We start from the raw sequence: 12,597 nt of genomic DNA on the forward strand, positions 1-12,597 counted from the left end.
AAGTCACCCTTCCAGCAACACGTAGTGTCCTATAACCCGGACTCGCACCATACCGCGACCAGGCCCCACTGGTGTGGATGGCGCCGGAGGGAGCGGAGGGCCAGGCTGCGACGCCCGGAACACCCGTGGGGTCACAAGCAACAACCCTACAGAACAAAAACCGCAGACCCCGAAGGATCTGCGGTTTCATCGTGCGCGAGGGGGGAGTTGAACCCCCACTCCATCACTGGAACACGGACCTGAACCGTGCGCGTCTGCCTATTCCGCCACTCGCGCGTACCCAGAAAGAATAGGGGCATCACACCCCCCACGTCAAATCAACACCGTATGACCCAGGGCACAAGAAGCCACACTCCACCCACACAACACTGCAATCTCAACGAAAACAACAGTGGCAAGCTACAGCATCAACCTGCACGTAACGATGCCTGCGACACCCAACAGGCTCGCAGCGATGACAGCGACATCCGCCCAGCCGAGCCGCACGCGCGCGCCACGGACCGCGCCATCATGCGCCTCGATGGCTCCCCGCATGGACATGGCCCGCCCGGTTTCGGCGGCACCGCGCGACGTAGCGGACAGGATCGCGGTGATGACATCAACGCTCAGACGCGCGTAGCCGCGCAGCGACAGGGTGGCCACATCCTGACCAAGGCGCAGCTTGGCGGTATCGAGCACCGCCTGCGCCTGGTCGCGCAGCATCGGCAGGCCTCGCAGGGCGGAGGCCATGACGAGCGACCACTGATCGACTGGCACTCCCAGGAGCCGCAGCGGGGTGAGGAAGAAACGCAGCGCGGCCGCGAGCGCCGCAGTCGGCGTCACCCACGCAATGAGGCCCGAACCCCACAGGACGACGAGCGCCAGGGTGGAGACTCGCAGGAACAGCTCGAGTCCATCGCCCAGCCACGCGCCGATACAGCCGCCAATAAATCCGGAGATCATCCACAGGGGTGGACGCGGCGCAACGCTGAGAGGCAGGCGGATAATCAGCGACGCAACGAGGATGAGGCCACCGACGATCGCAAGCGTCGACCAGCGCGGCGAGAGGATCACGCAGGTGGTGAGCACGGTCCAGCAGGCGATGAGGGTGCCGGGCCAGGCGCGCGACAGCGGCGTCGCCCAGGGCAGGGGCCGAGGCAGGGTGAAGCCAGAGCCGCGCCTCGGCTTCGCGCGCGGGGTTTCCTCGCCGAGGCCGGGAGGGGTCCTCGAGAAGCGGCCCTCGCTGGCGCCGCCGCCGGGACCGGTCGCCCCGCAGGCGGAGTGGGGTTCGATCATGAGAGCACCCCCTCGGCAAGGTGGCCGTGGGTGTCGCACAGGGAGTCCATGCCCTCGAGGTCGTGAGAGATGACGAGGATGGACAGGCCCGCGCGGCGCCGCTCGGCCAGGACTGAGATGAGCAGGTCGCGCGAGGCCGCGTCGAGTCCCGCCATGGGTTCGTCGAGAATAAGGACACTCGGGTGGGAGGCGAGCAGGCCGGCGAGGGCGACGCGGCGCATCTGTCCTCCGGAGAGGTCGTCGATGCCGCGCGAGGCCAGGGCGGGGTCGAGTCCGACGAGTTCCACGGCCTCGGCGACGATGCGGTCGCCCACCTCGCGGCTGATCGCCCCCTTGCGGTGTGCGGAGCCGGTGCCGACGCGTGGACCGTAGCCAGCGGCGGCAAGGATGTCGGAGCGCACGGATGGGCGCTGGAGCTGGAGGCGCGCGAATTGCATGGAGAGGGCGACGTCACCGACGCAGCGTTCCATGGGGCGCCCGCCGAGGGTGACGCGCCCCCAGGTGGGCACGAGCAGGCCGGTGAGGACGCGCGACAGCGTCGTCTTGCCCGAGCCGTTGTCCCCCGTGATGAGCATCGCCTGCCCAGGGTCGAGGATCAGACTGACGTCGCGCAGGACGGGCTTCTCCCAGGGGGTGCCGAGGTCGTAGGTGTGCGCGACGCGGTCCGCCCACAGGTGGTCGGCGTTGATGAGGGCGGGCGCGCCCGCCGCGGCAGACGCAGACAGGCCCGACGCTGCAGGGACGGGGGAAGCGGGAGGATCCCCGGCCTCGGCGATGCGAACCCCGTCTATGACAACGCTCCCCTCCCCCGTGCGACGGTCGGAGACGATGCGCCCCGCGTCGATTGTAATGACGCGGTCGGCGCGCGCGCTTTCGGCGGGGTCGTGGGTGATGTGGACGACGGCGATCCCGCGCTCGGGCAGGGAGGCGAGGAGGTCGAGCATTTCGGCGCGGCCGACCCGGTCGATCATCGCGGTGGATTCGTCGGAGATGAGCAGGCGCGGGGAGCGCGCGAGCGCGCCCGCGAGCGCGAGGCGTTGGAGCTGCCCGCCGGAGAGGGAGCGTGGGTCGGCGTCGGCGAGGCCGGAGAGGCCAACACTGGCGAGCAGCTCGTCGAGGTCAAGGTCGGCGATCTGCGTGGCGCTCATGCCCCAGGTGACATCTTCGGCGACACTCTGTCCGAGAACAAGGAGTTCGGAGCGCTGCCCCACGAGGGCGGTCCCGCCGACAGCCCCGAGGACCCCGCCGCCCTGGCGCGTCCCAGAGCCGGGTTCGGCGCCCGCGAGCAGGAGGGCGAGGGTGGATTTGCCCGACCCGTTGTGTCCGAGGACGACGGTGTATTCGGGCCGTTCGAAGCTAAGGGTGACGCCGCTCAGGGCCGGATGGTCGGCGCCCGGGTAGGTGAAGTCGACGTCGGTGAGGGTCAGGGGCAGGGGGGACGAGGCCGGGGCCTCGGCGCGCGAATGCGCGGAGCGGGCGGTCGCCTCCAGGAGTGGGTCCCAGCCCGCGTCGAGGGAGATGCGGCTGAGGATGGCACCGAGGAGCCAGCGGGCGGCGAGGACCAGGAAGGCCACGCCGATGAAGCGCGTGATGGGGATCCAGATCCACCACCAGTCGACGAACCATTGGCCGAGCTGGTGGCCCGCGTCGACGAAGCCGCTGGAATGGGGGATGTGGCCGATGAGTTTCAGGAAGCCGTCGAGGGTCTTTTGGATGCTTTCGAGGCCGAGGGTGCGCAGGTCGGACAGGATCCAGAAGGCAATGCCGGTGCCGATGCCCCACACGATGCCGAGCCCGGCGGCGACCCCACAGACGGAGAGCCAGGAGGCGCGTTTCTTGTGGAGGAAGCCGATGATGAGGCCGACGAGGGCGGCTTGGAAGGAGCGGCCAGCCGTGGCCAGGCCACCGACCGCGACGGCGAGGAGGATCGTCGAGGCGAAGGCTGCGATCGCGGCTCGGGGCCGGTGCGTGAGGGAGACCATCGCGAGGGGGACGGCCGTGGCGACTTGGAAGAAGAGCTGAAAGACGGGGGTGACCGCGGCGATGAGGCCGAAGGTGACGGCCAGGCCCGAGAGCGCGCCAGCGGTCGCCACCTCGACGGGGGTGAGGCGGCGGGCATCGCGCGCGGATGAGCTCATGTGTCTAGTCTCCCAGGCCCCGCCCACATCTGCGACCGCCGGGCCGCTTGACCCGACGAAATCACCGACCTGCACCGAGCGACAAGCCTCAACGCCTACTGCCTGTTGATCGCACCGAAGGGGATGTGGACGCTCGGGGTGGAGAGCGCCGCGCCTTCCACGTGGCGGCGCTGATCATCGAAGAAAATGTGCGGGCGCAGCACCTCCAGGATGGGCCCCTTGTCGATGCCGCCAAGGAAGAAGGCGTCGTTGACTCGCAGGCCCCACCCTCGGATCGAGTTGATCGCACGCTCATGCGCGGGGGCGCTCCGAGCCGTCACCACAGCGACGTGCACCCTGCGTCGATACCCCGACGGATCATCCACACTTTTCGAGTCCTCGATCCCCTGAATCCGGTTGATTTTCTCCAGAAAATCGGCCATTGGCCCGCGGTCGAGAGGCACCTCGGCCAGGGCGCTCTCGCTCTCCTGATACCCGTCCAACCCCTCGCTCTGGAACACACGCTCGGCCGAATCATCGGCCAGCACGCCGTCAAAATCGAAGGCTATGCGCAGGTCCGCGTCCCCGTCATCGGGGGCCGCGTGGCCCATGACATGCCCCGCCGCAAATCCCATGTCGATCGCCTCGCGCACATCATCCTCGTTCGCGGAGAGGAAGAGGGACATGCGCAGCGGCTTCATGAAGCGGTAAGGGGCACGTCCCTGCATGAAGATCGCGCGCGTAATGTCCAAACCATGGCGCTTGACGGAGCGCATGACCCGCATCCCGGTCTCCGGGTCGTTGCGCGAGAGGATCACGACCTCCACCAGCCGTTCCTGATCCGACAGGTCGTTCAGGTCGAGGAGGCGGCGAATAAAGGGAAACGCGACGCCCGGTTCGAGCACGTCATCAAGATGGTCGCGCTGATACTCCCGATACTTTTCTTCGCCCTGCTCGCGGAACACCGCGTCGGACTCCTCCAGGTCGAACAGGGCACTCGACGCGACCCCGATGACGAGGGCACGCTCCAGATCAAGCTCCGCAGCCATAACGCTCCTTCCACACGCAGCTACCTATCAGCACAAGGATAAAAACGGCCATGCTCATCTGCGTCCCGCTCCCCGCGAAGGGATCGACGAGGCCGTGGCCACGCCTCGCACACCAACGCTCCCCGCAAGATCCAAGGAAAAAACACCGTGTCATAATGCCACACTCACCCTTGTGAGGAGCACCTAATTTTGTGTAGCATCTCCCTCGTGATCCCAAAAACACGAGAGGACCCAATGAAAACCCGTCTCGCCACACTGACCGCCATCCTGGCCACCGCCACCTTGGCCCTCACCGCCTGCGCGGGCGGCTCCGGCTCAACCACCGCCCAATCAGAGCAGACCACCCAGGAGGCCTCGGCCTCGTCGACGCGCACGATCACCGACCACGCGGGCAACGAGGTCACCCTGCCCGCCACAATCACCCGCGTCGCCATCGACCAGATCCCCATCGAATCCACCTACCTGGCCTACTTCGACGGCAAGGCCCCCTACCTGGTGGGCATGAGCGCCGCCCGCGTCAAGGCCATGAGCCAGACGATCGCCGCCGAGATGGCGCCCGAAATGATGCAGGTGGACACCAGCTACTACGACAAGGGCGAGCTCAACGCCGAGGCCCTCCTGAACCTGAACGTGGACGTCGTCTTCTACAACGCCTTCAACAAGGAACACGGAGAAATGTTCCGCAAGGCCGGCATCCCGGCCGTCGGCTTCACGACGATGGGGAACCCCTCGGAGACGTACACGCAGTGGATGGAACTCCTCGAGGACGTCTTTAACCAGGATGGCCACATGGCCGACAAGATCGCGCTCGGCAAGGACCTGGTCGCCGACGCCCGCGCACGCACCGCGAAGGTCCCCGAGGACCAGAAGGTCTCGACGATGGTGCTCATGGGCGCGGCCGACGGCCAGCTCGCGGTCGCGGGCGGCAAGGACGGCTGGTTCACCAACGAATGGGCCGACTCGCTGAACTACACGAACGTCTCGCGCGACACCGACACCTCGCACACGCCCGTCACCTTCGAGCAGGTCCTCACGTGGGACCCCCAGGTCCTCCTCGTGACCGGCAAGGGCATGTCGAACATGACGGCGAACACCGTCCTGACGAACTCGGTCGAGGGCGTGGACCTGTCCACCCTCAGCTCCGTGAAGTCCGGCCGCGTCTACTCCACCGGCCTGGGCATGTGGAACTGGTTCACCCCGAACCCGGATGCTCCCATCGTCGCCAACTGGATCGGAGCGTCCCTGTACCCGGAGCAGTTCTCCGACGTTGACCTCGTAGCCATGACGAAGGACTACTACCAGAAGATGTACAACTTCACGCTCACGGACGAGCAGGCCCGCGCCATCGTCAACCCGGACGCCGCGTCCTGATACCTGTCCCCGGCCTCGTTTCCCCTATCGACGAGGCCGGGGCACCTGATGCGTGAGACGCCCGGTGAGCGTCGGGGAGAGAACATCATGACATCTGTGTTGACCAGGAATGGGCGGCTACGCGTGTGGGTGGTCCCCACGCTGATCGCCCTCATCGTCGTGTGCGCGGCGGCGGCCATGCTGATTGGCCGTTTCTCCGTGTCCCTGGAGGACGTGGTTGCGGCGCTGCGCGCGAGGTTCTGGGGCGGGGCGGCGGTGCCCGCGCGCGTCAACTCTGTCGTGTTTGACCTGCGGGCGCCGCGCATCATCGTCGCGATCCTGATCGGCGGGGGCCTGTCGGTTGCCGGAGCCTCGTTCCAGTCGCTCTTCTCCAACCCCCTGGCCACGCCGGACACCCTGGGCGTCGCGGCGGGCACGTGCGTCGGCGCGGTCATCGCCCTGTTGCTGGATTGGAACCTGATCGGTGTGCAGGCCGCGGCGCTCGCGGCGGGCCTGGCGACGATGGCGTTCACGACGGCGATTTCGCGCACGCGCACGGGTTCTTTCAATGTGATCACGCTCGTGCTCGGCGGCGTCATCGTGTCCGCCCTGGCGAACGCGGTCCTCTCACTCCTCAAGCTGACGGCCGACCCGACAAGTCAGCTCCCGGAGATCACCTACTGGCTCATGGGCTCGCTCGCCGCGGTCACCTACCACCAGATCGCGCTGGGTGCCCCCTTCATCATCGCGGGCGTCGTCGTCATCGTGGCGCTGCGCTGGCAGCTCAACATCCTCTCCCTCTCAGAGGACGAGGCCCGCTCAGCCGGCGTCAACGTCTCCCTCATGCGGGCCATCCTCATCGTCGCCTCGACGGTCATCACGGCCTCGGTCATTTCGATGTGCGGGCAGGTCGGCTGGGTCGGCCTGCTCGTGCCGCACTGCGCACGCATGCTGTGCGGGCAGAACAACCGCGCGGTCATCCCGGTCTCGCTGCTGCTCGGGTCGGCACTCATGATCGTCATCGATACGCTCGCGCGATCCCTGTCGGCCTCGGAAATCCCCATTTCGATCCTGACGGCCATCATCGGCGCCCCCTTCTTTATCGTGCTGCTGCGCCGGACGGGGGGAGCGCGATGATCAGCGTCGAGAAAGCGACCTTCACCTATCCGGGCGCCCCCTCCCCGATCCTGACGAACGTGTCCTTCGAGGTGCCCGAGCGCTCGCTCCTGGCGATCCTGGGGCCCAACGGCGCGGGAAAGACGACGCTGCTGCGCACCATGATCGGCCTGCAGAAGTGGGACAGCGGGCGCACGCTCATCGACGGCACCCCCATTTCGTCGATGTCGACCCGCGCGCTGGGCCGCGTCCTGTCCTACGTGCCGCAGGCCCGCAACGCATCGAACGTGGCGCTCACGGGCCTCGAGATGGTCATGGTCGGGCGAGCCCCGCACATGCGCACCCTCGCGCAGCCCGGAGCGCGCGAAGAGCGCATGGCCCGTGACGTCCTCGACGAGGTGGGCGCCTCCCACCTGGCCGAGATGCCCTGCGCGACCATGTCGGGCGGCCAATTCCAGATGATCCTCATCGCCCGGGCCCTCGTCGCCGACCCGCGCGTTCTCGTGCTCGACGAGCCGGAGACCGGCCTGGATTTCCGCAACCAGCTGATCGTCCTGGGACTCCTCGAGCGCCTCGTGAGGGACCGAGGCCTCGCCGTCATCATGAACACGCACTACCCTGCGCATGCCCTCCGCGTCGCGGACCAGGTCGCGCTCTTCTCCTCCACGCACGAGGCCGTGGTCGGTCCCGCCTCCTCCGTCATGAACGCGGAGACCCTCGCTCGCGTCTTCGGGGTGGACGTGGCGATCGGGAGCGTGGACTTCGAGGGCGAGGACGTGCGGGCGATCGTCCCGGTTCGCCTGAGCGCAGACAAGTAGCGCCGCCACACCGACAACTACTTCATCACGTTTTCGCAGGTCAGACACATTTTGTGAACAAGTGAGGTACCGTAAGAATGTGATTCCACACGCTGCGCGCGGGTGCGTGAGAGACGCCGGGCGCGCGGGCGGGATCGCGTCGGTCTCCGCAGGCGGGACCGACCGGTGCCCCAGCGTTGGGGCGAACACGAAGGAGGGCCCATGGCTACCGGGACCATCAAATGGTTCAACGACGCCAAAGGCTTCGGATTCATCACTCCTGATGACGAATCCGGCGACGTCTTCGTGCACTATTCAAACATCATCGGCCAGTCTGGGCGACGCACTCTTCTAGAGGGCGAGAAGGTCGAATATGAGGCGATTGAAGGACCAAAGGGCCTCCAAGCCATGAATGTGGCACGAGCCGAGTGACACTGTGTGCCCGGGTGGAGATCCCACTCGGGCACACTTGCATGAAACGGCACGTTCCTCACCCATCTCGCACATAATTTTTTCGGTGACACAACTGCGTTTTAACTGGTTTTTACGATACTTGTGCCATGCCTTACAAGGGATTGCGAGGTATAGACCAATCGGTGAAATCGGCGTAGCATTGTGACTGCACCAAGGGGGGCGACCACGAGTCACCTCCCTTTTTCAATACCGTCGCTCACCCGGGCGACACGGGCCAACAAGGCCCACACACGCTGGCGTGCGGGGCGCGCTTCGCGTTTCCGCGCGAAGACATTCTCAAGGAGAACCCCATGAACAACATCGTCAAGGCTGAAACCGCTCCCACCATGTCCCAGGCCACCGCCTCGGCCTCCGTGCTCGTGGCCCTCATCGTCGCCCTCGCGGCCCTCGGCGTGTTCGCCGCCCTGCAGGTCGCCTCGGTCGCGTCGGTCGTCTTCGCGGTCGTTATCGCCCTGACCGCCCTGATCGTCTCCCCCGCGATCCTCTCGATCGCACGCACTCGCGCCTGAGCTGATGCGGGGCGCGTGAGCATCGCGCGCCCCACCCCCGCCAGCGTGACACCGCAGAGGTGTCACGCTTTTTCGTTGCCTTCTTCGTTTCTGGGGTAAAAAGACAAAACATGTTGGTTTTGTGGTGGCTTTTCGGCTTTGTCGCGGGCGTACTGTTGTAGGTGGTCGTGTGTCGTTCATTGATGTGCCTACTGCATCGCCTCCAGTGCGCGGGCCCCAGAAGGCGCACGTAGGCCCGATGATCTGCGTGTGGGCCCGACACCTCGCACGTTAACCCGATGATGTGCGTGTGGGCAGCGCCGCCCGCACGCACATCTAGCGGTTTACGTGCGTATCAAGGGGTTTGCGTGCACATTCAAGGGTTACCCTTCGAGCGCACAACTCGTGCTGCTTCACCAGAACCCCGGCCAGGAGCTCCGACGCGTGCGCAGCAGAAAGGCCAGGACCTCACCGATGCATACATGAGTACCCAGCTACGTTCCGGTCGATGCGAGCGTGAGCAGTTCACGCTGCCGGGAGCGCCCAAAACACAGACCACTTCACCTGAAACAGTCCTTTTTCACCATTTTTCGCCGAGGTGGTCTGCGTTTTGTGCGCTGGGGCCTTCAGACTGCCTGCGAGGCGGGGGAATTGCACTACATGAGGGTGCGACACGCCGGCGACACGCCGTCAGAGGGCCTCGTGTAGTGCAAAACCCCCACATCGGCCCCGGCGTCGGGCACCACAGCACCCGACAGGGAGGCTCGGGCACCAAGGAACAGCGGCCGAGTGCGACACCAACTCACAATGGTCAGGCCTAACAGTGAGCCTCCGAAGGCTAGGGACCACCGCAGGCCCAGAGGCAACGTCCTGAGCACAGCGCGGACACCGAACGGATCAACAGGAGGCACCACGGTCTGATGTCCAGCTGGGCAGCACAGCAACACGCATAGTCCCTTCACCCGAGATTTGCATATTGTGCTCTCCCCCACTAAAGTCCCTCTGTTAAGCACGACATCGAGGAGGATGCCATGAGCGATTTTCAGATGAATCCTGCGGATGTCCAAGAGGCATCAGTACTTATGAGTCGCTTGGCCGACAGAATGTCCGACTTGGAGCTCACCAAGTCGGATGATTCCTTCGACTGTGGAGACACCGTTGTGGAGGAGGCACTGGCCTACTTCGTCTCCATGTACAACAAGCGCGGCCAAACGACGCGAACATGGCTCAATGGATGCTCCGACAGCCTACATGCCACCGCACAAGCATCCGAAGACACCGACGATGAAGCAGCGGAGTTCTTCGCAGCCCTTCGAGCCAAGCTGTAGGAATGGGGCAATCATGTCAACACGGTTTTCACAGCGCTTCCCAGCAGTAACAGGAGACCTTGGCGCACTTTGGTCGAGCCAAAACGAAATCAGAAATCGCAGGCGAGATATTCGCGATTTGGGCACAAGCCTCACCGGCGCTATCAGTACGTGTGAGGATTGGACAGGACTCGCTAAAGAGGCCTTTATCAACAGTGCAACAGCGGAACAAAAAGAGATCAACATTTGGGAAGACGGCTGCCTCCAGGCTGCCAACGCTTTGAAGAGCTACTACTTCACCCTGGAGTGGGTTATCAGCTCTGTCAACAACATTCGCGCCCAAGCAGACGAATTGTGGGAGCAGTACCAAGCAATGCCCCCAGAAGTCAGATCAAGTCAGCACGCTGAGGTTGAGGGCGAACTAGCTTATCTCCAGAAATCCTACGACGACGCGAAACATATCCTGTCAGAAGAAGCGTTAAATACGGCCGCTATTCTCAGGGAGGCCTTGTACTTCACGCCCGAGGATATTCATGAGGAAACATCAGATGGCCGCAAGAAAACGCTCGATTATGGAGATACACGTCCCCTAAGCGACTCAGAGCTTTCAGATATCTTTTCACATTTGGCGGATCCATCACACTCCCTCTTCAACATTGATCAAGGACGCATCGGCGACTGTCATTTGCTCGCCTCACTAAACGCTTACAACCAGACCAAAGAAGGACGCAGGTACCTAGCGAGTCTCGTCACTGTACACTACGACTCCAACGGAATAGCCGACGGATTCTTCGTCACTTTGCCTGGATATGACGGCGGCCAACAACGCGTCTTCGTGCAGGACGTCCTCGTTCACGGCAATGGAAACGATACACAGGCGGACATTGCTTCCATCTTCGAAAAGGCCTTCGTTCAGTCGCACATGGGAGGAACGCGTGGCAAGTTCCCCACGTGGGGGGCGTCAGGAAGCTTCAGCGCCTGGACAATGAAGGACATCTCCGGCGAGAATGCCACACCGACTTTTAAGGGGGGATTTGATCGAGATGCCATGAAAGAAGCTGCTATCAACGGCATCCAAGCAAAGCGACCCGTTGTCGCAGAATCCAGTATCTTAACAAATGACACAACCGTCACCACCCCCGACGGGAGTCACGAGAAAATTAAGATTGTCTCCCAACATGCATATACGGTGGTTGGAGCAGACGAGAACGGAGTCACCCTCACAAATCCGTGGGGCCACAACAATCGCAGTGTTGGCGGTAATAGCCGCACGGGCGCGACCTTCACGATGAGCTGGGAAGACTTCTACGCAAACTTTGGCGATGTCACCGTTGGGCGTATCCCATGAGCATCAAACCCGCACGCATCCGCACCATCGTCGTAGCCGTCCTCGTCCTGGCCTTCGTCATCCCCTGGACCTACGCACACATCGTCTACGCCTGGCCCTGGAAAGAACAATCCACAGGCGAATCCTGCACCGGCAAGTACTACCTCACCCCATACGACAAGCAACGATCCTGGAAATTGGGAACGCTCTCCGATGGACGCCTCGTTTTCGTTGGCATAACAGGAAAAGTCTCCATGGGACGCCAGAGCGGTTCCTTCAGCGTATCAGCGCTCACTGGCTACGACCACTACGACTTAATCGGCCAGGCCATAGACCTACACCGAGGCGACAGCACCACCATCGAAGGGGTCGGTACCTTCGCCCTCAAGGAAGCCCACTCAGACATCGTCTGGTTCACCCCCAACCCAGGAAAAGCAACATTCTGCTTCACGCCAGACCCGACGTTTACCGTCAACCCCTACGTCTGACAGCATGCTGGCAACCATCATCACCATAGAAGCACACCCATGAGCACCACACCTGCACGCACACGCAGACCCGCACGCGTCCGCGCCGTCGTCGTGGCCGTCCTCGTCCTAGCGTTCGTCATCCCCTGGACCTACGCACACATCGCCTACGCCTGGCCCTGGAAAGAACAATCCACAAGTGACGCCTGCACCGGCAAGTACTACCTGACCCCATACGACAAGCGTCGCCCGATAGTCTTGGGAACGCTCTCCGATGGACGCACCATTTATATGGGTATGACAGGGAAAGTCTCCACGGGACGCAAGATCGGCTCCTTCGGCCTGTCAGCACGCGACGACAACAAACACTACGAGCCCATCGGGGGCGCCAAAGACCTTCACCGCGGCGACAGCACCACCGTCGACGGGGTCGGCACCTTCACCCTCAAGGAAGCCCACTCCGACATCGTCTGGTTCACCCCCAACCCAGGAAAAGCAACATTCTGCTTCGACCCAGACCCCGCATTCACCGTCCGTGATGAGCCCTAACAAAATCGCGGATGACACCACCCATCACCACAGAAGCACACCCATGAGCATCAGACCCGCACGCATCCGCGCCATCGTTGTAGCTGTCCTCATCCTGGCGTTCGTCATCCCCTGGACCTACGCACACATCGCCTACGCCTGGCCCTGGAAAGAAAAAACCACAGGCGAATCCTGCACCGGCAAATACTACCTCACCCCATACGACAAGCAACGATCCTGGAAATTGGGAACCATCCCCGATGGACGCGCCGTCTACATCAGCATCTCCGGAGAAGTCTCCA

The 12,597-nt window shown here is 63.7% G+C and carries 12 protein-coding genes, 1 tRNA gene and 1 pseudogene; 10 read left to right on the forward strand and 4 right to left on the reverse strand.

The features are described 5' to 3' along the window. Positions 1 to 192: 192 nt before the first annotated feature. From O3684_RS09995 to O3684_RS10010, 4 genes are all read right to left on the reverse strand, one after another. Positions 193 to 276, reverse strand: a tRNA-Leu gene (locus tag O3684_RS09995). 123 nt (positions 277 to 399) lie between these two features. Further along, positions 400 to 1,275 (reverse strand): energy-coupling factor transporter transmembrane component T, encoded by an 876-nt coding sequence (locus O3684_RS10000; RefSeq protein ID WP_500066768.1) that lies wholly within the window; start codon positions 1,273 to 1,275, stop codon positions 400 to 402. Beyond that, positions 1,272 to 3,413, reverse strand: coding sequence for an ABC transporter ATP-binding protein (locus tag O3684_RS10005; RefSeq protein WP_500066770.1), 2,142 nt, complete (start codon positions 3,411 to 3,413; stop codon positions 1,272 to 1,274). The genes O3684_RS10000 and O3684_RS10005 overlap by 4 nt, the downstream gene beginning before the upstream one ends. A 95-nt stretch (positions 3,414 to 3,508) precedes the next feature. Then, positions 3,509 to 4,441, reverse strand: a complete 933-nt coding sequence (locus tag O3684_RS10010; protein WP_500066772.1) for a 5'-nucleotidase — start codon at positions 4,439 to 4,441, stop codon at positions 3,509 to 3,511. A gap of 234 nt (positions 4,442 to 4,675) precedes the next feature. Here O3684_RS10010 and O3684_RS10015 point away from each other — a divergent pair, with 234 nt between their 5' ends. From O3684_RS10015 to O3684_RS10060, 10 genes and pseudogenes are all read left to right on the forward strand, one after another. Then, the gene (locus tag O3684_RS10015) at positions 4,676 to 5,812 is read left to right on the forward strand and encodes an ABC transporter substrate-binding protein (RefSeq protein WP_500066774.1); all 1,137 of its coding nucleotides are present in this window, start codon (positions 4,676 to 4,678) and stop codon (positions 5,810 to 5,812) included. An 87-nt stretch (positions 5,813 to 5,899) separates the two neighbouring features. Beyond that, positions 5,900 to 6,928: a FecCD family ABC transporter permease gene (locus O3684_RS10020; protein WP_500066776.1), complete on the forward strand. Its 1,029-nt coding sequence runs from the start codon at positions 5,900 to 5,902 to the stop codon at positions 6,926 to 6,928. Further along, the gene (locus O3684_RS10025) at positions 6,925 to 7,725 is read left to right on the forward strand and encodes an ABC transporter ATP-binding protein (RefSeq protein ID WP_500066778.1); all 801 of its coding nucleotides are present in this window, start codon (positions 6,925 to 6,927) and stop codon (positions 7,723 to 7,725) included. The genes O3684_RS10020 and O3684_RS10025 overlap by 4 nt, the downstream gene beginning before the upstream one ends. 201 nt (positions 7,726 to 7,926) lie before the next feature. Next, positions 7,927 to 8,136: a cold-shock protein gene (locus O3684_RS10030; RefSeq protein WP_003791482.1), complete on the forward strand. Its 210-nt coding sequence runs from the start codon at positions 7,927 to 7,929 to the stop codon at positions 8,134 to 8,136. A gap of 332 nt (positions 8,137 to 8,468) precedes the next feature. Continuing rightward, positions 8,469 to 8,687, forward strand: coding sequence for a hypothetical protein (locus O3684_RS10035; RefSeq protein WP_007588262.1), 219 nt, complete (start codon positions 8,469 to 8,471; stop codon positions 8,685 to 8,687). 1,091 nt (positions 8,688 to 9,778) lie between these two features. Beyond that, on the forward strand, positions 9,779 to 9,994 hold the full coding sequence (locus O3684_RS10040; protein ID WP_500066781.1) for a protein HldE: 216 nt from the start codon (positions 9,779 to 9,781) through the stop codon (positions 9,992 to 9,994). 13 nt (positions 9,995 to 10,007) lie between these two features. Next, complete coding sequence (locus tag O3684_RS10045; protein WP_500066783.1) at positions 10,008 to 11,321, forward strand: C2 family cysteine protease; 1,314 nt, start codon at positions 10,008 to 10,010, stop codon at positions 11,319 to 11,321. Further along, a complete protein-coding gene (locus tag O3684_RS10050; RefSeq protein ID WP_500066785.1) occupies positions 11,318 to 11,788 on the forward strand; it encodes a DNA-binding protein in 471 nt (156 codons plus the stop codon). The genes O3684_RS10045 and O3684_RS10050 overlap by 4 nt, the downstream gene beginning before the upstream one ends. Positions 11,789 to 11,827: 39 nt before the next feature. Continuing rightward, positions 11,828 to 12,316 (forward strand): DNA-binding protein, encoded by a 489-nt coding sequence (locus tag O3684_RS10055; protein ID WP_500066787.1) that lies wholly within the window; start codon positions 11,828 to 11,830, stop codon positions 12,314 to 12,316. 43 nt (positions 12,317 to 12,359) lie between these two features. After that, positions 12,360 to 12,597: pseudogene (locus O3684_RS10060) on the forward strand (DNA-binding protein); the annotation flags it as partial.

The sequence above is a fragment of the Pauljensenia sp. 20925_1_27 genome (assembly GCF_041432835.1).
In the GTDB taxonomy this organism is placed as follows: Bacteria; Actinomycetota; Actinomycetes; order Actinomycetales; family Actinomycetaceae; genus Pauljensenia.

Coding starts and splice junctions, on each gene's coding strand:
- O3684_RS10010 (WP_500066772.1), bottom strand. CDS start 4,441: ATGGCTGCGGAGCTTGATCTGGAGCGTGCCCTCGTCATCGGGGTCGCG.
- O3684_RS10050 (WP_500066785.1), top strand. CDS start 11,318: ATGAGCATCAAACCCGCACGCATCCGCACCATCGTCGTAGCCGTCCTC.
- O3684_RS10030 (WP_003791482.1), top strand. CDS start 7,927: ATGGCTACCGGGACCATCAAATGGTTCAACGACGCCAAAGGCTTCGGA.
- O3684_RS10015 (WP_500066774.1), top strand. CDS start 4,676: ATGAAAACCCGTCTCGCCACACTGACCGCCATCCTGGCCACCGCCACC.
- O3684_RS10020 (WP_500066776.1), top strand. CDS start 5,900: ATGACATCTGTGTTGACCAGGAATGGGCGGCTACGCGTGTGGGTGGTC.
- O3684_RS10055 (WP_500066787.1), top strand. CDS start 11,828: ATGAGCACCACACCTGCACGCACACGCAGACCCGCACGCGTCCGCGCC.
- O3684_RS10005 (WP_500066770.1), bottom strand. CDS start 3,413: ATGAGCTCATCCGCGCGCGATGCCCGCCGCCTCACCCCCGTCGAGGTG.
- O3684_RS10035 (WP_007588262.1), top strand. CDS start 8,469: ATGAACAACATCGTCAAGGCTGAAACCGCTCCCACCATGTCCCAGGCC.
- O3684_RS10045 (WP_500066783.1), top strand. CDS start 10,008: ATGTCAACACGGTTTTCACAGCGCTTCCCAGCAGTAACAGGAGACCTT.
- O3684_RS10000 (WP_500066768.1), bottom strand. CDS start 1,275: ATGATCGAACCCCACTCCGCCTGCGGGGCGACCGGTCCCGGCGGCGGC.
- O3684_RS10025 (WP_500066778.1), top strand. CDS start 6,925: ATGATCAGCGTCGAGAAAGCGACCTTCACCTATCCGGGCGCCCCCTCC.